This window comes from Corallococcus sp. AB038B (genome assembly GCF_003668955.1).
Classification (GTDB): domain Bacteria; phylum Myxococcota; class Myxococcia; order Myxococcales; family Myxococcaceae; genus Corallococcus; species Corallococcus exiguus.
In genome coordinates, this window is sequence record NZ_RAWO01000002.1 from 1,120,644 (window position 1) to 1,142,122 (window position 21,479).

At 71.1% G+C, this 21,479-nt stretch carries 18 protein-coding genes; 6 read left to right on the forward strand and 12 right to left on the reverse strand.

The features are described from left to right. Positions 1–5: 5 nt before the first annotated feature. The 11 genes from D7Y04_RS15590 to D7Y04_RS15640 form a co-directional block, all read right to left on the reverse strand. Positions 6–551, reverse strand: a complete 546-nt coding sequence (locus D7Y04_RS15590; RefSeq protein ID WP_120597681.1) for an RNA polymerase sigma factor — start codon at positions 549–551, stop codon at positions 6–8. Then, complete coding sequence (locus D7Y04_RS15595) at positions 548–3,676, reverse strand: efflux RND transporter permease subunit (protein ID WP_121759821.1); 3,129 nt, start codon at positions 3,674–3,676, stop codon at positions 548–550. The genes D7Y04_RS15590 and D7Y04_RS15595 overlap by 4 nt, the downstream gene beginning before the upstream one ends. Next, positions 3,666–4,856 (reverse strand): efflux RND transporter periplasmic adaptor subunit, encoded by a 1,191-nt coding sequence (locus tag D7Y04_RS15600; RefSeq protein ID WP_121759822.1) that lies wholly within the window; start codon positions 4,854–4,856, stop codon positions 3,666–3,668. The genes D7Y04_RS15595 and D7Y04_RS15600 overlap by 11 nt, the downstream gene beginning before the upstream one ends. Then, positions 4,853–6,082: a TolC family protein gene (locus D7Y04_RS15605; RefSeq protein WP_233601435.1), complete on the reverse strand. Its 1,230-nt coding sequence runs from the start codon at positions 6,080–6,082 to the stop codon at positions 4,853–4,855. The genes D7Y04_RS15600 and D7Y04_RS15605 overlap by 4 nt, the downstream gene beginning before the upstream one ends. Positions 6,083–6,187: 105 nt before the next feature. Further along, positions 6,188–6,505, reverse strand: coding sequence for a hypothetical protein (locus D7Y04_RS15610; protein ID WP_121759824.1), 318 nt, complete (start codon positions 6,503–6,505; stop codon positions 6,188–6,190). A 76-nt stretch (positions 6,506–6,581) separates the two neighbouring features. Next, positions 6,582–7,451 carry an N-acetylmuramoyl-L-alanine amidase gene (locus D7Y04_RS15615; RefSeq protein WP_120597686.1) on the reverse strand — a complete coding sequence of 290 codons (870 nt, stop codon included), beginning with the start codon at positions 7,449–7,451 and terminating at the stop codon, positions 6,582–6,584. A 145-nt stretch (positions 7,452–7,596) separates the two neighbouring features. Then, positions 7,597–7,893: a hypothetical protein gene (locus D7Y04_RS15620; RefSeq protein WP_120597687.1), complete on the reverse strand. Its 297-nt coding sequence runs from the start codon at positions 7,891–7,893 to the stop codon at positions 7,597–7,599. Between the two features lie 4 nt (positions 7,894–7,897). Beyond that, a complete protein-coding gene (locus D7Y04_RS15625) occupies positions 7,898–9,418 on the reverse strand; it encodes a DUF4331 domain-containing protein (protein ID WP_121759825.1) in 1,521 nt (506 codons plus the stop codon). A gap of 143 nt (positions 9,419–9,561) precedes the next feature. Continuing rightward, positions 9,562–10,689, reverse strand: coding sequence for a HupE/UreJ family protein (locus tag D7Y04_RS15630; RefSeq protein ID WP_120597689.1), 1,128 nt, complete (start codon positions 10,687–10,689; stop codon positions 9,562–9,564). Then, entirely contained in the window at positions 10,686–11,909 is a 1,224-nt protein-coding gene (locus D7Y04_RS15635) for a tetratricopeptide repeat protein (protein WP_120597690.1), read from the reverse strand. The genes D7Y04_RS15630 and D7Y04_RS15635 overlap by 4 nt, the downstream gene beginning before the upstream one ends. Positions 11,910–11,981: 72 nt before the next feature. Beyond that, a complete protein-coding gene (locus D7Y04_RS15640) occupies positions 11,982–13,085 on the reverse strand; it encodes an ornithine cyclodeaminase family protein (protein WP_121759826.1) in 1,104 nt (367 codons plus the stop codon). A gap of 244 nt (positions 13,086–13,329) precedes the next feature. Between D7Y04_RS15640 and D7Y04_RS15645 the strand changes: the two genes are divergently transcribed. From D7Y04_RS15645 to D7Y04_RS15655, 3 genes are all read left to right on the forward strand, one after another. Then, entirely contained in the window at positions 13,330–14,571 is a 1,242-nt protein-coding gene (locus D7Y04_RS15645) for an ATP-binding protein (protein WP_233601436.1), read from the forward strand. A 201-nt stretch (positions 14,572–14,772) separates the two neighbouring features. Then, the gene (locus D7Y04_RS15650) at positions 14,773–15,960 is read left to right on the forward strand and encodes an alpha/beta fold hydrolase (protein WP_233601437.1); all 1,188 of its coding nucleotides are present in this window, start codon (positions 14,773–14,775) and stop codon (positions 15,958–15,960) included. 188 nt (positions 15,961–16,148) lie between these two features. Next, a complete protein-coding gene (locus D7Y04_RS15655) occupies positions 16,149–17,681 on the forward strand; it encodes a methyl-accepting chemotaxis protein (protein ID WP_120576241.1) in 1,533 nt (510 codons plus the stop codon). Here the strand turns inward: D7Y04_RS15655 and D7Y04_RS15660 are convergent. Continuing rightward, the gene (locus tag D7Y04_RS15660; RefSeq protein ID WP_121759827.1) at positions 17,629–19,161 is read right to left on the reverse strand and encodes an MFS transporter; all 1,533 of its coding nucleotides are present in this window, start codon (positions 19,159–19,161) and stop codon (positions 17,629–17,631) included. The genes D7Y04_RS15655 and D7Y04_RS15660 overlap by 53 nt on opposite strands. Positions 19,162–19,327: 166 nt before the next feature. On the opposite strand from D7Y04_RS15660, the gene D7Y04_RS15665 reads away from it, so the two are divergent. From D7Y04_RS15665 to D7Y04_RS15675, 3 genes are read left to right on the forward strand one after another with little or no spacing between them, the layout of a single operon-like run. Next, positions 19,328–20,326, forward strand: a complete 999-nt coding sequence (locus D7Y04_RS15665) for a polyprenyl synthetase family protein (protein WP_120576239.1) — start codon at positions 19,328–19,330, stop codon at positions 20,324–20,326. Beyond that, a complete protein-coding gene (locus tag D7Y04_RS15670) occupies positions 20,323–20,922 on the forward strand; it encodes a GbsR/MarR family transcriptional regulator (protein ID WP_120596798.1) in 600 nt (199 codons plus the stop codon). Before D7Y04_RS15665 ends, D7Y04_RS15670 begins: the two co-directional genes overlap by 4 nt. Positions 20,923–20,939: 17 nt before the next feature. Beyond that, positions 20,940–21,467 carry a gamma-glutamylcyclotransferase gene (locus tag D7Y04_RS15675; RefSeq protein WP_120596799.1) on the forward strand — a complete coding sequence of 176 codons (528 nt, stop codon included), beginning with the start codon at positions 20,940–20,942 and terminating at the stop codon, positions 21,465–21,467. The last annotated feature ends 12 nt before the right edge of the window (positions 21,468–21,479 follow it).

The window sequence follows — 21,479 nt, forward strand, 5'->3', positions numbered from 1 at the left end:
ATTTTTCACGCGGGCGCGCAGTCGCAGTCCACGCAGCCCTGCGCGCAGCAATGGCCGCACAGCTCCACCAACTGCTCGCCCAGGGCCTTCCGGGCGCGGTGCAGGCGCACGGCGGCGTTGTTGGCGGAGATGCCCGCCTCCTGCGCGTACGTGGCCACGGTGAGCCCTTCCAGGTCCACCCGGCGCACGGCCTCCGCGTACTCGGGCTTGAGCGTCCCCGCGAGCCCCGCCACGCAGCCGCACACCGTCGCCTCCAGGCCGTTGGCGTCCTCGGTGGACAGCGGCTGCTCGTGGGACAGGGACTCCAGCGTGGTGACCTCCCGCTGGCCCCGGCGGTGGCGGTCCACCAGCGCGTTGCGCAGGAGCCGGTAGAACCAGGCCACCGCGCTCTGCTCCTCGCGCAGCGAGCCTCCCTGTTCCATGCCCTTCACGAACGCGGCCTGCAACACCTCGCGCGCCGCCTCCTGGCTCCCCACGCGCGGCGTGAGGAACGCGAGGAACGCATGGTGATGGCGCAGCAGCGCGTCCATCGCTTCCGGTGACAGGCTCATGCCGGGACCTTTCGCGCGGCCCTGCGCGCCTTGATCCGCTCCTGGAACCCGTGCACCAGCGCGTAGAACGTGGGCAGGGCCAGCAGCGTGAAGAGGGTGGACGTGACGAGCCCTCCAACCATCACCACCGCCAGCGGACGTTCAATCTCCGTCCCGTGCAGCGGCAACACCAGCAGCGGCAGCAACCCGAGGATGGCCGTGCCCGCGGTCATCAGCTTGGGCCTCACGCGGCCGATGCTCGCCTCGCGCACGGCCTCCGCGAAGGGCTTGCCCCGGCCCATCAGGTCCTTCGTCTGCGCCACGAGCACCAGGCCGTTCTGCACCGCGATGCCGAACAGGCCGATGAGGCCCACCAGGCTGGACACGTTCCACGTCTCGCCCGCGATGAGCAGCGCGAGGATGCCGCCCACGAACGCGTCCGGCAGCGTGGCCAGGATGACCAGCGCCTCCGCCACGGAGTCCAGCGCGAGGTAGAGCAGGACGAACACCGCCATCAGCGCCAGGGCGATGGCCACCGTCAGCGCCTGCGCCGCGCGCTCCTGGCTCTCCACCTTGCCGCCCACGTCCACGAAGTAGCCCGTGGGCAGCTTCAGCTGCGTGGCCAGCACCTCCCGTACCTCCGCCGCCGTGCTGCCCAGGTCGCGGCCGGACACGCCCGCCTCCACCGCGATGCGACGGCTGCCGGCCTCGCGGCGCACGCTCCCCGCGCCGGAGGTCTCCTCGATGGTGGCCAGCTGACTCAGCGGGATGCGCGTGCCGTCGTGCCCGTCCACCAGCAGGTTGCGGATGGCGTTCACGTCGCCCCGGCGGTGGTCCGCCAACCGGAGCACCAGGTCGTAGCGCCGCTGGCCCCGCCAGATCTGCGCGGACTCCTCACCCACGAGCCCCACGCGGACGGCCCGGATGACGTCCCCGGGCGTCAGGCCCACTCGCGCCACCGCCGCGCGGTTCACCGCGATGCGCAGCTGCGGCAGGCCGCTCAGCCGCTCCACCCGCAGGTCCTCGATGCCGTCCACTTTCGACATCAACCCGCGCGTGCGCTCCGCGAGCTCCGAGAGCGTGTCCAGGTCCGGCCCGAAGACGCGCACGGAGAGGTCCGCGGGGCTGCCTCCCAGCCCCTCGTCGATGCGCATCCCCAGCGGCGTGGTGAAGAGCACCGACACGCCGGGCACTTTCCCCACCGCCTCGCGCATCCGCGACTCCAGGTCTTCGCGGCCTCCGAGGGTGTCCTTCTTGAGGACCACCAGCACGTCGGACAGGGTGTGGGGCATCGGGTCCTCGGTGCGTTCGGCGCGGCCGGTGCGGCGCACCACGTCCTCCACCTCCGGGAACTCGCGCAGCACGTCCTCCACGCGGTGGTTGAGGCGATCCACCTCGTCCAGTGACGCCTCCGCCGGCAGCACCGTCTGGAGCAGGAATGCGCCCTCGTCCAGCCGGGGCATGAAGTCGCTGCCCACCATGAAGGCCAGGCCCAGCGCGGGCACGGTGATGGCCAGCGCCACCACGCGCACCAGGCCCGCGTGACGCATGCACTTGTCCAGGATCGGCGCGTACGCGGCCTTCACCTTGCGGATGATCCACACATCCTCCGGTGAGTCCTCACTCGGCGCGCGCAAGAGGAGGCCCGACACCACCGGCACCAGCGTGAGCGCCAGTGCGAGCGACGCGGCCAGGCACGCCACCACCGCCGCCGCGAGCGGTTGATACATGCGGCCCTCGATGCCCGACATTGCGAAGAGCGGGATGAACACCGCGACGACGATGAGCGTGGCGAAGGCGATGGGACGGCCCACCTCCAGCGCCGCCGCCAGCGCCTCGTCGCGCACCGAGCGGCGGCCCTTGCCCTCGCGCAGGTCGTGGATGACGTTCTCCACGACGATGATGGCCGCGTCCACCAGCAGGCCCACCGCGATGGCCAGGCCTCCCAGCGTCATCGTGTTCAACCCGATGCCCGCCGCCTTGAGCAGCAGCCCCGCCAGCGCCAGCGACAGGGGCAGGGTGAGCGTGACGATGAGCGCCGCGCGCCAGTCCCCGAGCAGCAGGAAGAGCACGCCCACCACCAGGAACGCGCCCAGCAGGATGGCCCGGCCCACGCCTCCCAGCGCGGAGCCCACCAGCTCCGATTGGTCGTAGACGACGCGCAGCTGCACGCCCGGCGGCAGCGAGCGTCGCAGCTCGTCGATGGCCGCGCGTACCCCCTCGGCGACGAGCACGGTGTCCGCGCCGAACTGCTTGCTCACGCGGCAGCTCACCACCTCGCCATCCAGCCGGTGCGCCATGCCCCGGCGCGGCGCGGGGGCTTCGCGCACGTCCGCCACGTCTCCCAGCAGCACGGGCGTTCCGTCCCGCAGCGCGACCACGGTGTTGTTCAGGTCCTCCACCGTCTCCGCCCGGCCCACCGCGCGCACGGCCCACTCCATGGGGCCCTGCGTGATGAAGCCTCCGGAGGCGTTGACGCTGGCGCCCTCCAGGCCGTGCTGGACGTCGTCCAGGGTGATGCCTCGCGCCACCAGTTGATCCGGATCCAGCAGCACCTGGAACTGGCGCAGGTAGCCGCCCAGCCGCTCCACGCCCGCGACGCCGGGCACCGCGAGCAGCCGGTTCTTGATGTCGAACTCCGCCAGGTCGCGCAGCGCCATCAGGTCCGCGCTTCCGGGCTCCGCCTCCAGCGTGAACTCGAAGACCTCGTTGAGCCGGCCGGTGAGGCTGGACACGAGCGGCGTGTCGGTGCCGAGTGGAAGCTCGCTCGCTGCCTGTGCCACGCGCTCCGCGACGTACTGGCGGCTGCGGAAGTAGTCCGCGTCCGGTTCAAACTCCACCGTCACCTGCGTGACGCCCAGCTGCGAGGTGGAGCGGATGCGGCGCACCTCCGGCAGGCCCGCCAGCGCCACCTCCATGGGGATGGCCACCGCCGTCTCCAGCTCCTCGGCGCCCATGGCCGCGTTCTGCACGATGACGTTGAAGATGGGCGCGGACAGATCCGGGAACACGTCCTGGCGCAGGTTGCGGAGCGCCATCACGCCAAAGGCAGCCAGCGCCAGGACGACGAGCACCGTCAGCCCGGGCCGTGCGAAGGACGCGCGGAGGATGCGCCCCGGCAGCGTCGTGCGCGGATCAGTGGCCATGCTCATCGCCTCCGCCCTGGGACTTCTCCACCTCGGCCTTGAGCAGGAACGCGCCCTCCACCACCACCTCGTCGCCCACGGCGAGCCCCTTCAGGACCTCCACCTGCGTGCCCAGGCTGCGGCCCCGGCCGACCTCGCGCTGCTCGAAGACGCCGGCCTCCGGCGTGGGCAGGAACGCCACCCAGCCATTCTCCAGACGCTGGAGCGCCGCCGCGGGCACGGCCGTGAGCGTGGCGCCCGGCTCTCCCAGCGGGATGGACGCCGACGCGGACATGCCCGGCCGAAGGAGCCCCTTGCCGTTGTCCAGCTCCAGGCGCACGGGGATGGTGCGGCTGTGGGGATCCACTCGCTGCCCCACGTGGCCCACCTTCGCGGTGAACTCCTGGCCCGGGAACGCGGCGAAGGTGACGCGCGCGTCCGCGCCGGGCTTCAGGCGCACGGCGTCCCGTTCGAACGCGTGGACGATGAGCCACAGCGACGACAGGTCGCCGACGCGGAAGAGCGGTTGAGACGGGTCCGCCATCTGCCCCAGCCGCGCGGTGCGCTCCACCACTGTGCCGTCGATGGGCGCCTTGAGCACGAAGCCGGACGTGCCCTCACCGCTGGCGCTGCCCGCGCCCAACGCCGTGAGCGCGGCCTTCGCGGCGGCCACCTCCGCCTCCGCGGCAGCGGCGTCCGCTTCAGCGGCCTGCGCGTCCTTGCGCGCGACGATGCGTTCCTCGGCCAGCGTGCGCTTTCGGTCCGCGGCCTGCCGTGCGGCGGTGGCGCGGGCCTGGGTGGCCTGGAGGTCCGCGCGGGCTCGGCCCAGCTCCGGACTCTGGAGCTCCGCCAGCCGCTGGCCCTGCTTCACGGCCTGGCCCGTCGTCACGGCGACGGAGGCCACGCGCGCGGAGACCGGCGAGGACACCTCCGCGTAGGCGTCCTCACTGAAGGTCAGCTCGCCCAGCGCGGTGACGCTCTCTCCTCCCGGGCGAGCCTCCACCTTCGCGGTGGTGACGCGCAGGTCCCGGAGCATCTCCTGGGGGACGTGCACGTGGATGACGTCACCGGACTCGACGTGGAGCTTCTCCTTGGCGGCCTCGTCATGGCCGTGTTCGTGCGCGTCGTCATGTTCCGCCTTGGAGGACTTGCAGGCGGTGAGGCCCACGAGGACGGACAGCAGCAGCAGCGTGGGCTTCATGGCAGGACTCCCGTTTCCACTTCCAACTGCACACGAGCAAGGGCCAATCGCAGCAGGCCGTCGAGCCATGCGGCCCGCGCCTCCAGCGTGTCGCGACGGACGAGGAGGAAGGCCGCGAGGTCCATCTCCCCGGCGTCATAGGAGCGCTGCGCCAGCGCCTCGTTGTCGTCCAGGAGCGGCAGCACCTCCTCCAGGGTCCCGAGGGCACCGAGGCTCGCGCGGTAGCGATACTTCGCGGCCTGGACCTGCGCGGGCACGACGGTGCGCGCGGCGGCCAGCTCCTGCTCGGCGCGGCTTGCATCCGCTTCACCCACGAGGCGCGCTTCCTGGCCGCGAGCGAAGACGGGCAGGGGCACGCTGAGCGTTCCCAGGAACACCGTCTCGTCCGCCTCCTTCTGGTAGCGCGCGCCCACCGTCACGTCTGGCAGCACCTGGCGCCGGCCCAGCGTCGCGGCGGCCTTCGCCTGGACCTGCTCCTGCTCCAGGGCCACCAGATCCGCGCGCGCTCCAGCGCCGTCCGTCACCTCGCGGACGGGCGCCCGCGCGAGTGAGCGCAGATCATCGTCGTAGGTGACCATGGGCCTCGCGCGGTAGCCCACGCGGACCTCCAGCTCCTCCCGCAGCGCGAAGATCTCGCCGGCCGCGACCTGGAGCTCCGCGCGGGCCCGGGCGTGCGCCACCTTCGCCACGTTCACGTCCACGGCCGGAACGTCACCGGCCGCGTAGCGCCGCTCCGAGGCCTTGACGGTGCGCGCCGCCGCTTCCGCCGCGGCCTCCACCAGCTTCTTCCGCTCCCCGGCTTGCAGGAGGCGCAGGTAGGCCGCGGCCACGTCTCCCAGGAGGAGCCGCTCCGCGTCGCGCAGGCGGGCCTCCTCCATGGACAGGCCAGCGCGCGCCGCATCACGCCGCAGGCCCTGCTTGCCGCCCAGCTCGAAGGGCTGCGACAGCCCCAATGCGAGGTCCAGACCGTAGACGCCATTGGGGAGCCGGCGCGGGCCCACCTGGACGTCGAGCTGGGGGTTCTCGCGCAGGAGCGGCGCGGCGCTCGCCAGGGGCCCCTGGGCGGCGCGCACGCGGGCCCGGGCCTCAAGCAGCGCCGGGGCGTGCTCGCGCGCCAGGGCGAAGACGTCCTGGAGGGTGATGCGGGATGGATCCGCGCCACCAGGGCGCGGCCAGAGCAGGACGGCGGCCAGCCCGAGGGCGGCCGTCGCGGAACGGATGGACACGGAAGAGGACCTCTGCGGAAGGCGGGCCGCGCGCATCCATGCACCCGGGCAGGAGGCCGGGCACACCGGTGGCGGGGCGCGTGCGAACGACGACGGACGCGGGCCTTAAGCGAGAGGAACTATGGGGACGTGCTGGATGTCATCCGCTTCGGCGGAGGACGGCTCCGAGGCTTCGTGCGTGATGCGGGGCTCCCGGAACAGGGAGCCTGCGAGGCCCGGCAGTGGCACGGCGACGGCCAGGGGCTTCGCGTGCGTGCAGCAGGCGCAGTCCACGCAAGTGGGAGCGCACTGGCCCTGCGCGTCGTCATCCGCGCAGCCCGTGAGGCACGTCTCCGCCTGCTGCGCCGGCCCGAAGGCATGCGCGAGTCCGCCCCCCACGGGAGCGAGCAGCATCAGGCAGATGAAGAGCCAGAGTCGGAGCACCGGGGCGGTCTTCTAGCACGCCCCGGCGAAGGCGCGCACGTCGTGAGGGCAGGGCAGGCGGCGCGAGGAGCGCTGCTCAGCCGCCAATGCCCTTGCGCAGCCGGGACCAGTCGAAGTTCGCCGCCGGGTCGTCCTTGCGGCCCTTGGGCACGGCCACGTCCTTGTGCCCGACGATGTTCTTCGCCGGCACGTCGTACTCCTGCTTCAGGTAGCCCACGAGCTTCGTCAGCGACTTGTACTGCGCCTCCGTGAAGGCCGTCTTGCCGCTGCCGTCGTTGACGATCTCGATGCCGATGGAGCGCGCGTTCACGTCCGTGGGCACGCCGTGCAGCTCCCCCTTGCCCGCGTGCCACGCGCGCTTGGTGTCGCCGACCAGCTGGTAGATCTTCCCATCGCGGTCCAGCATGTAGTGCGCGGACACCTTGCTGTCCGGGTTGCGCATCCACGACAGGTCCCCGGAGCCGTTGTTGGTGCCGGTGTGGTGCAGCACGATGGTGTCGATGTCCGCGCCGTTGCGCGAGTCGTTGTTGGGCGAGGGCGCGCTGATGACCGCGGGCTTGGTGAACTTCCCGGGATCGGTGGGCGGAGGCGTCGTCGTCGGCTTGAGCGCCTTCGTCAGCGCCGCCGCAGTCTGCGCCCCGTAGTAGCCGGTGGCGGAGATCTTGTTGGCCGTCTGGAACTTCTTCACCGCCGCCTCGGTCTGCGGCCCGAAGGAGCCGGCACCCGAGTTCATCTGCGCCTGCGTCATGTAGCCCAGCTTCACCAGCCCCTGCTGAAGCTGCTTCACCTTCGCCCCGGAGTCGCCCTTGCCCAGGCCGGCCGGCGGCGCCGTGAGGGCCGTGGACGCGGCCGCCGCGCGCGCGGGAGCGGCGGTGCGGGGGGCCGTGGCGGCGGTGCTCGCGGGCGCGTTGGCGGTGGCGCGGGGGGTCGGGGCGCGGACGGTCATGGTGTACGATTCCAGGAATAGTGGATAGCTGCTGCTTTCGCGATTATCGGCCCGGTGTGCGGGAAGTTGTGTGCCGGGAGTGAAACGAAACCGCCCCGACGCCCGGCGTGGAGGCCGGACATCGGGGCGGCGACTCCATCCGGGGCTACTGGAAGAAGGCGGGCGGGAACGCATCCGCCGACTCGGAGTCGACGAAGTTCTTGTCATCCAGCGTCACGGGCGAGCCCGTTTCGCTGGTCTGGTTCTCGACGAGGTCCTTCACGAACGCGGTGAACTCCGTGCCCGTGGGGCCGCCGTCCGGGGTGCCGGAGTCAGGGGTGCCCGAGTCCGGCTTCGTGGTGCCTCCGTCCGGCTTCGGATCATCGTCGTCGTCGCTGCAACCGCTGAAGCCCACGGCGGCGCCGAGCGCGAGGACACAGGCCAGTGCTCTCAGGTTGCGCATGGCATCACGTCCCGTCGCCGTTGGCGCCCGCGTTGGGGGCCTTCAGGTAGGGGAACACGGCGTCGAACTGCGAGGCGTCCTGCAGCACGGCGTCGTGGAACGGGGTGTTGCGCGAAGGCGCCTGGGTGTCGTTCTCGAAGAGGTAGCCCATGGCCACGCGCAGCTCGATGTCCACCACGTCGTCGCCGGGGCGGCGGCCATTGGGGAAGCCCGCCGCATCACAGCTGGGGAGCGCCGTGTCCAGCTTGCCGTTCACGAAGCAGCCCGCGGCGCCCAGGTTGTTCTGGGTCGCCTTGGGCGTGGCCGGCAGCGCCATGTTCAACCGCTGCATCTCCGCCGTGGAGCCGTTGGCGTTGACGTTGGGCACGCCGGTGAGGAACGCCGCCACCAGGTCCGTGCGCGGGAAGACGGTGGGCGCCTTCGTGCCGAAGAGCGTCTCCAGCAGCGCGGGCAGGGTGGGGTTCGTCACGTAGGTGGCGAACTGGGCGTCGTCCTTGGGCTGGCTCGCGTTGAACTTGTCCTTGTCCGGCAGGCCGATGACGATCTCGTTCACCAGTGGCATGCCCAGGCGGCTGACCTGCTGCCACGCGCCGCCGTCACGCGATGGCTTCGCGAAGGTGGGCGTGGGGTTGATGGCGCGCGCCTGGCGCACGCTCGCGGTGGTCCACCCGCCGATGACGGTCTGCGTGCCGGCCTGGAGGCAGGCGATGGGGACCTCCAGGGCCAGGGTGGTGATGTTGTTGTCCGCCAGCGGGTTGGGCACCGCGTCGCGCTTGGCGGGGTCCGTGATGACGGCCGCGGGCGCGTTCACCAGGTCGAACACCGGCCCCAGGTTGACCGCGAAGGGCTCCTTGCGCTGGCCGACGAACACCTTGCCCGGCGTGGCGCAGTCCGGGATGTGCACCGAGTACACGTGCTCGCGCGCGTAGGCCTCATAGGCGGCGGCGTTGCCCAGCGACTTGGTGCCGATGTAGTCCGTGGGCTTGCGGAAGGTGGCCGAGCCGCCCGCCGCGTTGGTCACGTCCTTGGCGGTGCCGGTGCGGCGGTTGCCCCGGACGACCTTGAGCGTGAAGGACTCCTGCACGTTCAGGTTGGCCTGGTTCGCCGTGGTGATGGGCCCCACGTTGAAGAGCGGCACCGGAACCGACTTCGCCTGGGCCCCGGTGCCGATGGTCAGCGCCGCGCCGTTGTTGGCGTTGGCCAGCGTGTTGGTGAAGCGGAACTGGAAGGTGAGGTCCTCCTGCCCGTTGCCGTCGTTGTCGATGTGGATCTCGTACAGCGCCTCCGGATCCAGCGTGAAGAAGTTCGGGCCGCCGTACCGCTCCTGGAAGGGGATGTAGTTGGCGATCAGCGTCACGAAGTCCGCGCGTCCCGTCTCATAGCTGCGGAACATGTAGAAGTCGGTCGCGTCGACCTTGGGTGACTTGGTGATGAACGGGGCTTCCCGGTGACTCGACGCAAGGGCACCACTAGCGCCCAGCGTGGTCGCGACGGTAAAGACCGCCGCGAGCTTCTTCGCTCTCATTTGAGGCTCCTCGATTGTGATGGGGTGTGGCTTGCCCGGGTGTCGCGCCAGCGCGCGACCTGCGTCCGGACAGAGCCAGTACGCCGCGTGGATTCGCGCGGATTTCTGGAAGAGACGAATTGCTGCCCCGCGGGGCAGGTGCGTCAGGTGAAGGACAGCGCCACGCCGAACGCGCGCTCCCAGAGCCACGCACACGCCACCAGGGCAATTACCGCGGAGCCGCCCACGAGCAACGCACGGCGATACACGCGCGTGTCTCGCAGGAGGAACGCCACGGGCAGGAACACAGCGACACATGCGAGCTGTCCCAGTTCCACGCCGACGTTGAAACCGAACAACGTCACCGCGAGGCTGCCCGCGGGCAGCTCCAGGTCCGCCAGCACGGACGCGAAGCCGAAGCCGTGCAGGAGCCCCAGCGCGAACGCCGCCAGCCACCGCGTGCGGTCCATCAGCGGGAAGACGTTGTTGAGCGCGGCGACGATGACGCTCGCCGCGATGGCGGACTCCACCAGCCGCGAGGGCAGGGCGACCCAACCCAGGGACGCGGCGCTCAGCGTCAGCGAGTGCGCGAGCGTGAACGCGGACACCACCTTCACCACGTCCTTCATCGCTGAGCCGAAGTCGCCCACCGGCACCCAGCGCCCCGTGGCCGTGTCGCGCCGCAGGACGGACGGCAGCAGCAGCGCCAGCAGGAAGAGCAGGTGATCCACGCCCGCCCAGATGTGCTCCACGCCGGAGTGCACCATCTGTCCGAAGCGCCGCCAGGGCGACAGGCCCTCCATGGACACCTGGGCCGTGTGGCGCGTGGCGGAGAGCACCAGGGGCTCGCCGGCGCCGTCGCTGCCCACGCGCACGATGCCCCGGTGCTGCGGGTCGCGGTCGAAGAGGAGCGCGTAGTCCACGTCCAGTACACGGGGCGCGGACGGGCACGCGGCGGTGAAGTCCACGACGGCGTAGGCCCCGTCGGAGTGACGCACCACGCGCAGCGCGGAGGCCGGAGTCAGCGGGCACGCAGCGCCCTCGGCTGACAGCTTCAGCCGGGCGAGCGCATAGCCCGCGACGTCCGACTGGCGCCCGCGCAGCTCGCTCCAGGTGATGGCGCCGTCACCGTCCGCGTCCAGGACGAGCACCTCCTCCAGGTCGCGCAGGGCCACGTCCCAACGGCCCGTGAAGCCATCACCCGCGCGGTCCAGGTGCAGGTAGCTGTCGCTCGGCTTGTGGGCCAGCGCCACGAGGGGGAGCAACACCACCGCCAGGGTCAGGGCCTTCATCGGAGGGCCTTTCGCACGCGCTCCGAGAGCGCCAGGGGACCGGGGTCTTCCGCGCCGCTGGCTTCCAGGAACCGAACGACGGGGGCTGCGTCGGCGGGCGTGCCATGCGCGAGCGCGGACTCCAGGAGGATGCGCGCGTCCCACGGCTCGTGCTGCACCTCCCAGTTCGCGAGCGCCAGCTTCAGCGCCTTCGCGGCGTCCTTCTGGACGTGGAGCGCGAAGCGGGCCTCCTCGCGCGCGTGCAGTGAATCGCCGCGCAGGTGGCTGGCCTCGTGGCGCGAAGCCAGCTCGGCCGCGAGCGCGGGCGCCTCCGGCGTGCCCAGGGCTGATTCCGCGAGCACGCGGCGCAGGAGCTGGTTGTCGTCCTGACCGTGGTCCTTTGTCAGCGCGATGACGTCGCGCGGACGGCCCAGGTCCAGCAGCAGATCCGCATATGCCGCGCGCGAATATGCATCCGAAGGATCCATCGCGAGCACGCGGGCGAAGAGCTTCGTGGCGCGCTCGGTGTCCCCGGCTCGTGCGGCGGCCTCGGCAAGCGTGGACAGCGCCCAGGCCTGTTCTTCCGTCCCGTGGGTGCCCCGCGCCAGCGCGGCGGAGAGCAACGCGTACGCATCCTTGGAGCGCCCCGACAGGCTCATCACCTGCGCCTGACACACGGCGCCTGCCACCGTGCCCGCGAGCGGCGCCAGCATCGCGCAGCTCCGCTGGGCCTCCGCGTGCGCACCCCTCACGCCCAGGACGACGGCGCGCGTGAGCCACGCCTGCGCGTCATCGGGCGTCTCGCGCACCAGGGCATCCAGGTCCGCGAGTGCGGCGGGGAACTCATGGCGCCCCTGGAGGATGGTGGCGCGCAGCAGGCGCACGCCCGGAGGTGGTGGCTCCGCGTCCCACCAGGGCCCGAGCGCCGCTTGCGCCCAGCCCAGGTAGCGAGGGTCGCCAGAGGCCCGGCCCTCCTCGATGTCCAGCCGCGCCAGCCGCAGCGCCAGGTCCAGTTGATCCGCGCGCGAGGCCAAGGCCCGTCGCAGCGCGGCGCGCTCCCGGGCCTTCGCATCCGTCGCCGTCGCCGGGACGTGCTCCAGCACCGTGCTGTCAGCAGCTGGCGTGAAGGGAACGCGCTCCGCCGAGGGCGTCTGGCCACAGCCGGCCAGGAGCGGTGCCGCCGTCAGGGTCAGTCCCAGCGCGAGCCGCCGGAACCACTGCGAAGGGATGCGCGCGTGCATGCGTGTTCGGCATTACGCGGCTCACGCGGAATTGGATGTAATCCGGAGGGGCGGCCTGTCCTCCGCGGAACGTCAGCTGCCGGTGGCGCGGCGCGGCGACTCGGCGCGTCCGGCCGCGTCAGGCCGCACCTGCGAGTACGGATCCAACGGGTCTCCACCCAGCGCCTCCAACGACACCAGGGTGCCCAGGTCCATGCGGCGCGCGTGCTCCAACAGCAGGCGCGTCACCACGTGGTCCTCCAGTGCGTGGCCGGTGGAATCGAACACGGTGTTGCGCTCGCGCCAGCCCTCGAACTCCTCCGGCTGCTGCACCACGGTGGCCAGGTCCGGGCCAATCTGGTCCGGGTGGAGCTGCTGACACTCGCCCTCCTGGCGGGCCTGCGCGGGAAAGTCCGGCACGACGAGGCTGCGGCGCAAGAGCGCCAGGGGCAGCTCTGCCTTGCCCGGCTGGTCCGAGCCCACCGCGTTGACGTGCGCGTGCGGCTGGAGCGCGTGGCCGGAGATGACGGCCCCCGCGCCCGGGGCGACGGTGGTCGCGGTGCAGAGGATGTCCGAGCGCATCTCCAGGTCCGGCAGCAGCGTGGGCCGCACGTCCAGCCCCAGGAACGCCACGCGCCGCACGAAGGAGCGCGCCGCGTCCGGATCGATGTCGTGCACCAGCACCTGATCCAACCGGAACACGCGGCTGAGCGCATGCAACTGAGACACGGCCTGCGCGCCGCAGCCCACCAGCCCCAGCACCCGGCTGTCCGGAGACGCCAGGTAGCGGCTGGCCACCGCCGACGCCGCGCCGGTGCGCAGCGCCGTGGCGAACACCCCGTCCATCACCGCCACCAGATGGCCCGTCTTCACGTCATAGACGCTGTGTGATGCGACGAGCGTGGGCATTCCCGAGTCACCCCGGTTGCCGGGGAGGGAGGCGGACACCCTCACGGTCAGGCTGTCCCCGCGCCGCAGGGCGGGCATCCAGCCCATCGTCCCAGAAGGCCGCGAGTCGCTCACCACCTGGAAGCCCTCCCGCTTGGGGACCTGCAGGACGGACTCGTCGAACTCCCTCAAGGCCACGGTGAGTGCGTGGATGAGCTCGTCCATCAGGACGTCCAGGCCCACGCCTTCCACGAGCGCGCGTAAGTCAGTGGGGCCGAGCAGCAGGGTGCGAGGAACCGGGAGCGTCATGTACGCGGAGTCTACGCCCCTGACAGGAATTGCAACGGGTCAGTTTTGATTGCGAATTCCTGTCTTGCTGTGGCTTTTGAATACAGGTGCAGGGAACAAGGCGGCGAAGGGGCTGTGTTGGAAGCGGGCGCTCGACATCCGGTGGACACCTACGGGGCCCCGGCCTCGTGTCCGCCCGCTGAGCCGCTCCACCCCCAACGACCGAGTGAACGCCTCCTTGACGCCTTCTGTTCCCAGGACGCCCGTGCTCACCGCAGTCTCCGACCTGTCTCACCGCCGCACCGACGACGCGCCCGATGCGCCCCGCGCGCGCGTCCTCCTGGTGGATGACACGCCGGCGAACCTGCTCGCCCTGGAGGCCATCCTGGAGCCGCTCGGTCAGCAGGTGGTGTCGGTGCGCTCAGGCGACGAGGCGCTGAAGGCGCTGCTGTTGGACGAGTACGCGTGCGTGCTGATGGACGTGCAGATGCCGGGGTTGGACGGCCTGGAGACGGCGCGCCTGGTGCGCGCCCGCGAGCGCACGAAGCACCTGCCCATCCTCTTCATCACCGCGCTCAGCCGTGAGGCGGCCTACGTCACCCGGGGCTACGAATACGGCGCGGTGGACTACCTGCTCAAGCCCGTGGATCCGAACATCCTGTGCGCCAAGGTGTCGGTGTTCGTGGAGCTGTACCTGCGCGGAGAGAAGCTGCGGCAGCAGGCGCTGGAGCTGGCGGAGCGCCGCCGCGTGGAGGAGGAGCTGCAACGCGCGACGGAGCTCGAGCAGCAGCTGGTGGGAATCGTGGGGCACGACATCCGTACGCCGCTCGCGGCCATCCTCACCACGGCCAACGCCCAGCTGTCGCGCGAGGTGCTACCGGACGCCCAGCGCAAGGCCTTCGAGCGGGTGGCCCGGGGCGGCGAGCGCATCCAGGGAATCGTGGATCAGCTGTTGGACTTCACCCGCGCGCGCGTGGGCGGCGGCATCCCGGTGGTGCCGGGCGCGGGCGACCTCAACGAGCTGTGCCGCAAGGTCGTGGACGAGCTGCGCGCGGCGAAACCGGAGCGCTCCATCCTGTGCGACTTCGCCCGCGACAGCCTCCCGGGTGTGTGGGACCTGGACCGGCTGGCGCAGGTGGTGGCCAACCTGCTGGACAACGCGCTCAAGTACAGCCCGCGAGACACACCCGTGAGACTGCGCACTTATGAACAGGGCGCGGACGCCGTCCATCTGGAGGTCCAGAACGCCGGGGCGCCCATCCCCGAGCACCTCCTGCCCACGCTCTTCCAGCCCTTCCGCCGAGGCGACGGCGCGGGCCAGCGCGAGAGCCTGGGCCTGGGGCTCTACATCGCGCGTAGCATCGTGGAGACCCACGGCGGCACCCTCCGGGTGGAATCGACCCCGGACGTCGGTACGATCTTCTCTCTCTGTCTTCCGCGTCAGGCTTTGGTTGAGACACGCGCGCACTCCGCGTGCGCGGGCGTCTCCACGCCGATGACGGCGTGAGACACAAGGCTGTTCGCGTCACCGACAGTGCATTGCAGTGGTGGCTGATTACTGCACATGAAAGGCATACAACAATCCATCCACATCAAAACCTCTCATAAGATGAGGCAAGCATGTGGAGGGTTTGCTACAATGCCAGACGCCCGGGAGGCAGTCCGTCCGGGCGTGAAATGTGTCCGCTTTGGGGAGGGTGCGCGACAAATGAACGACAACTCGACGTGGATTCCCGTGGAAGGAAGCGACCCGATTCGTGCGTGGGTGCGACGCCCCGCCTCTGGAACGGGTCCGGCCCTGCTGCTGCTGATGGTGGAGGCGTTCGAGGGAAACGCCCACCTGAAGCTGATGGCCGAGCGCTTCAGTGAAGAGGGCTACGTGGTGGTGGTGCCCGACCTCGCCTCGCGAGGAGAACCTGAAGAGGTGGACCTGAAGCCGGTGGTGGCCTGGGCGCGCTCGCTACCGGAGGTGGTGGGACTGCGGGGCAAGAAGCAGGTCGGCGCGCTGGGCTACGGGCTGGGTGGGACGCTGGCCGCGCAGCTGGCGGCGCACGCGCACGTGGACTGCGCGGTGGCCTACTGCGCGCCCGGCATGGAGGACGTGCTCGCGCAGGGTGGTGAGAACGCGGCCCCCATGGTGGTCCACTACGCGGAGTGGGACGGCTTCGTGCCTCCGGCCGCGGTGGCGCGGGTGAAGCAGCACGTCAGCGTCGACGTGGAGCTGTACGTGTACCAGGGCGTGCGCCACGGCTTCTTCCGCGAGGGGTCGCCGGCCTGGCACCGGCCCTCGATGATGACGGCGCACACGCGCACCCTCGCGCTGCTCAAGCGCGTGATGGGGCCGCGCTACGACCTGGCCGCGCTCTGGGACAAGCACACGGAGCTGGAGTTCGCCGCCCGCGACGCGGACGCGACCATGAAGACCATGGTGGCGCACCCGTACGTCAACAGCGTGCCGGTGATGACGGGTGGCGTGGGCGCGGAGTACCTGCACCGCTTCTACGAAAACCACTTCGTGCACGCCAACCCCAAGGACACGAAGATGACCCTGCTGTCGCGCACCGTGGGTGCCGACCGCGTGGTGGACGAGTTCATCTTCAGCTTCACCCACGACATCGAGATGGACTGGATGCTCCCGGGCATCCCGCCCACCGGGAAGTACGTGGAGGCGGCCTTCGTGGCGGTGGTGAACTTCCGCGGCGACAAGCTCTACCACGAGCACATCTACTGGGATCAGGCCGCCGTCCTGGTGCAGCTGGGCCTGATTGACCGCAAGGGCCTGCCCGTCACCGGCGCCGAGGCCGCGCGCAAGCTGCTGGATGAGACCCTCCCGTCCAACACCCTGATGGAGAAGTGGGACGAGAGCGCGCCTTCCAACAACCGCAAGGCCGGCTGACTCAAGCCGGGATGACGCCCGCGCCCCGGGTTCGTCGCTACCCAGGGCGCGGTGTCTGACTTTCACGGGCTGGGATGCGCGGAGCCATTGCGCCGGCTCCTCTGGGATGTCCACAATGCAGCACCTCACTGGATGGTCCAGGGGGGCTACGTTTCCCAGACTTCCTCTGGATTTGGCGCCGCTCCCGGATGCGACTCTCTCTTTCGCAGAAGCTCACGCTGGCGCCGCTGTTGGTGGCGCTGTTCTTCACGGTCCTCTTCTTCGGCTACCTCATCCCGCGCGTCAGCTCCGCCTTCGAGGCGCAGGGCCGGGACGTGGGAGGCGCGTTGCCCGCGGCGCTGGCGGCCACGCTGCCCGCGGCGATGCCCGGGGGCCAGACGGAGGCGCTCCAGGCGGTGCTGGATCAGGCGGTCCGCCACCACCAGGTGGCCTACGTGGCCGTCTTCGATGGCACGGGGCAGCTGCGCGCGGTGGCGGGCGAGTACGCCACGGCGATGCGGGAGCTGCGCGACCGGCTGGCGCGCGCACAGGGTGAGGCGACGTTCTACGTGCGGGACGCGGAGCTCCTGGACGTGAGCTCGCGCTTCGCGAACGGCGCGGGCACCGTGCACGTGGGCTTCAACCGCACTTCGGCGCGCGCGCAGGTGCGGGCCATCACCACCGGGGTGAGCGTGGTGATGGTGCTGGCGCTCGCGCTCTTCGTCGTCGTGGGCATCGTGCTGGCGCGCCGGGTGGCGGCGCCGCTGGTGCAGCTGACGGCGGCCGCCCAGCGCATCGCGGAGCACGGCGACCTGCGCGAGACGGTGCGCGTGGAGGGCTCGGACGAGGTGGCCCAGCTGTCGAAGGCCTTCTCCCTGATGGTGTCCAAGGTGAAGGACCTCTTGCAGCAGCTGCAGGGCTCGTCGGACCTGCTGCGCGGCTCGGTGGACCACCTGAACGACTCCGCGGGGCGGCAGAACGAGATGGTGTCCCGCCACGCCGCCGCGCTGCAGGAGACGCAGGTGACGGCGCAGGAGATCCGCCAGACGTCGGTGGTGGCGTCGCGCGCGGCGGAGACGGTCATCGACGTGGCGGAGCGCGCGGAGGTGCTGGGCAAGACGGGCGAAATCGCCATCACCGAGAGCATCGAGGGGATGGTGGCGCTGCGCGCGCAGGTGGAGCAGATCGCCGAGCGCATCATGGCCCTGGGCGAGCGCACCGAGCAGATCTCCGGCATCACGGAGACGGTGAAGGACCTGGCGGACCAGTCCCACCTGCTCGCGGTGAACGCGGCCATCGAGGCGGCGCGCTCCGGAGAGCACGGCAAGGGCTTCGCGGTGGTGGCCCGGGAAATCCGCGGCCTGGCGGACCAGTCCATCCGCGCGACGAACCAGGTGCGCGGAATCCTGGCGGACATCAGCACCGCCATCTTCGCCACGGTGGAGATCACGGCCGCGGGCACGCAGCGCATGGAGACGGGCCTGGCCCAGGTGCGCACGTCCGGGGACACGCTGCGCCAGCTGTCCTCCATCGTGCGGGACAGCGTGGTGTCCGCCCGTCAGATTTCGCAGACGGTGAACCAGCAGGCCACCGGCATCGAGCAGATCTTCACCGCCGTCAACGAGCTCAACACGGTGATGGGCGACACGGTGAAGCGCATCGCCACCACCAGCGAGTCCGCCGTGTCGCTCAAGCTCCTGTCGGAGCGCGTGGCGGCGATGGTGCGCGACTACCGGCTGTAACCGGGCGGAGGCGGGGCAGAAACCGCTCCACCACCTGGGCCACGGTGCGCGTGGTGGCGGCGCCGGGTTCGTTCACCCGGGCCGCGAGGAAGGCGGCCCCCAGCCGGGCCACCGACGACACGACGAAGAGCACGTGCAGGTTCACCCAGAGGTGCCCGCCCAGCATGAACTGCTGGGGCACGCGCGCCGCCAGCGCCCCGCCCAGGGCCGCCGCCGCCGCGTAGGCCAGCCCGCCCGCGGTGGCGAAGGCCGCCAGGTAGAAGGGCCGGCCGCGGCGCGGCGCCACCGTCAGGGGCAGCGCGAAGATGGCCAGGCCGTGGCCGCTCCACAGCGCGCCCGCCAGCAGCACGTCGAACAGCAGCGGCCAGAGCGTCCCCGCAGAGGGCAAGAGCCACAGCATGGGGATGGCGCTGATGCCCAGCGAGCAGAGCATCAGCACCGGCTGTGCGCCCAGCTTGTCGATGGCGCGGCCCCAGAGGGGCGCCGTCAGCACGCGCACGCCCGCCACCGCCGCCGCGTGCAGGGCCATGATGACGAAGGTCATCTTGAGGTTCTGCAGACTGTGCAGCGCGAAGAAGGGCGCGGACACGCCCACCGCCGCGTTCCACGCCACCTGATACAGCAGCACCCGCCGGGCCCCGTCGTCCTTCCAGGGCAGGAGCGCCGCCTTGAGCTCCAGCTTCGGCGCGTTGCTCGGGGGCGCCGGGTCATGCTGCGCGGCCATCATCAGCGTGGTGACGACGCCCATGACGCAGGCGGCGAGCGCCAGCAGCGGCAGCGCCACGCCCACCCCATCCAGCCCCTTCAGCCGGTCCATCAGCAGGCCCGCGGTGAGCGTCGCGCCGGTGCCCATCAGCGTGGTGAGCGCGGTGCGCTTGCCGAAGAAGCGGCCCCGCACGGCGCCGGGGACGAGCTCCCCCATCCACGCCACCCACGCGTTGTTGCCCACCACCGCCAGCAGCGCGGACGCCCCGGCCACGGCGAGCAGCAGGTGCTGCTGCCCCTCCAGGGACAGGCCCAGCCACGGCAACAGCGCCATGGGCAAGAGGGCCAGCCGGGACAGGCACACCGCCGTCAGCGCCACCCGCCGGTGGCCGAAGCAGAGGGTGAGCCACGCGGCGGGGAACTGCACGAACTGCGCGAAGAACGGCAGCGCCGTCATCACGCCCACCAGGAAGGGCCCCAGCTTCAGCGCGATGGCCCACGCGGTGAGCACGGTAGGACCCGCGCACGCGGTGAACACCTCCGCGAACATCCCCTCCACAATGGAAACCTTCAGCGACGCACGGAGGCGCCGGTGCAGGGGCGGGCCGCGGTGGCCGTCCAGGGGCGGAGGGGCTCCCAGGAGGGGCGCGGACGCGCCGGGCAGCGAGGCGCCAGGGCGGAAGAGGGGGACGCCGGTGGCGAGGGAAGCGAAGCTCTGGACGAGGCGGCGACGGAAGGCGGCGGACACTGGGATTCGTTTCCCACGGCCTCGCATTCCCTCTCAATCGGACCTCCAAGGACTCCCCCGCGCCCGGCCGGCTACCAACCGGGCTTATTCATCGCTTTCAGCCCGCTGTCCGCTCGCTTGGAGGGCGGAAGGGATTCAGGTGCAGTTCACGCGGTCTTGAACTATATGAACGACCCGGAAGGAGACCGCGCACATGGATGTCGCTCACGAGCTGACGGAGTTTCTGGGGCAGGTGGAGCAGCGTCTGACCGAATTGCTCGCGGATGGCGACGTCGGCCCGGACGTGAAGGGTGACACGCTGATGGATGCGGCGCGCCATCTGTGCCTGGGGGCCGGGGGCAAGCGGGCTCGCCCCATGCTCGTCCGCCTGTTCGGTGGCGTGGTGGGTGTGCCGGCCGCACGGCTGGTGGATGTGGGTGTGGCGGCGGAGATGATCCACTCGGCCAGCCTGCTGCATGACGACGTGGTGGACGCGGGCATGTTCCGCCGGGGCCGCCCGACGGTGAACGCGCGCTGGGGCAACATCGTCGCGGTGATGAGCGGCGACCTCATCCTGTCCACGGCGCTGTCGCGGCTGTCCCTGCTGGACGCGCGCCTGGTGCAGAGCGGCCTGGCCATCGTCACGGAGATGACCCGCGCGGCCATCGCGGAGGTGGAGGCGCGCGGCGACATGAACCTGCCGCTCACGCGGCTGCGCTACATCGCCGAGGGCAAGACGGGGTCGCTGTTCGGCTGGTGCGGCAAGGCCGCGGCGACGCTGGGGGAGCAGCCGGAGGCGCAGGCGCGCTTCGACGCGTTCGGCCGGCACCTGGGCGTGGCGTTCCAGATCGCCGACGACATCCGGGACATCCTGGGCACGGACGTGGGCAAGCCCCGGTACGCGGACGTGCACTCGCGCACGCCGTCGCTGCCCATCCTGCTGGCGGTGTCGCGGGACGAGTCCCTGCGCCGCAAGCTCAAGGACGCGTGGGCGTTCTCCGTCATCACCCCGGAGCGCACCCGGGAGATTGGCGCCGCCATCGAGGCCGCCGGCGCGGTGGAGGCGTCCATGGAGATGATGAACGTCGAAATCGAAGCGGCGCTCGACAAGCTGGGGCCCTTCGCGAACGACGCCGCAGGCGCGGAGCTGATGAGCTGGGCGCACCGGCTGTCGGAGGGCATCGCGGAGCAGGTGAAGGGACGCGCTGCATGAAGGGCTACCTGTGGACGGGGGGGGATCCCGGGAGCCAGAAGACCGTCGCGCCGCCGGAGAACGGACGGCTGGCGCCATGGGAAGCCATCGCCGTGGAGGCGGTGGGCAACGTCATCGAGTTCTGGGGCTTCAAGCGCAACCAGGGCCGCGTGTGGGGCCTGCTCTACCTGCGCGGCGAACCCCTGACGGCCGGTGAGATTGAACGCGAGCTCGACCTGTCCAAGGGCGGCGTGTCCATGCTGCTGCGCGACCTGGAGCACTGGGGCGTCATCCAGCGGGTGCGCGTGCCGCGAGACACGGTGTGGCGCTACGCGGCGGAGACGGACCTGGTGCGGATGGTGACGCACGTGGTGGAGGAGCGCGAGGCGGCCTTCGTCACCCGCATCCGCGCGGACCTGTCCGAGGCGCGCCGGCTGGCGGAGGGTGCTGCCGGCGTGCAGGCGGAGAAGCTGCGGCGGCTGGAGCGCATGGCCGTGCTGGCCGACCACGTGGAGCGCGCGCTGCGGCTGTTCATCAAGACGTCCCGCCTGGACGTGGGCGGGGTGCTGGGCGCGTTCCGCGACGGCGCCCTGTCTCGCGGCAAGGGCGAGCGGTAGCAGCGGGAGGACACACAATGGATTCGCACTACGACCAGGTGATGAAGGCGCGCGAGCAGGCGGACGCGAACGCGCCCCGGCTCTACTTCGCGTACTCGACCATCCTGGACCGGGCCGCCTTCGAGGAGTGGAGGCAGCAGCACAGCTACGGCTTCTTCGAGCTGCCGGAGGGCCAGCTCGCCGAGGCGCTGGACGTGGACCTCGTGTACGACTTCCCGTCGCGCTGGTGGGGCGGCCGGGTGGCGGGCCTGACGGACGCGCCGGGTGCGCGCGTGTACGGCCGGCTCTTCGAGATCCCCGGCAAGGACTGGCCCATCGTCCAGCACAAGGAGGGCTTCGTCACCAGCATGTGCGTGGAGCGCACGGTGCGCGTGCGCGTGGATGGCCGGGAGGTGGAGGCCACCGCGTTCGTGACCAACCCGCGCCGTGCGTCGTCTGACGGGCCGGTGAGCCCTCGCTTCGTGGAGGCGCTGGTGCGCGGTGCGAAGAGCGCCGGGCTGCCCGCGGACTACGTGGAGAAGCTGGCGCGCGGCGAGTCGCGCTGAGTCGCTCGCCGC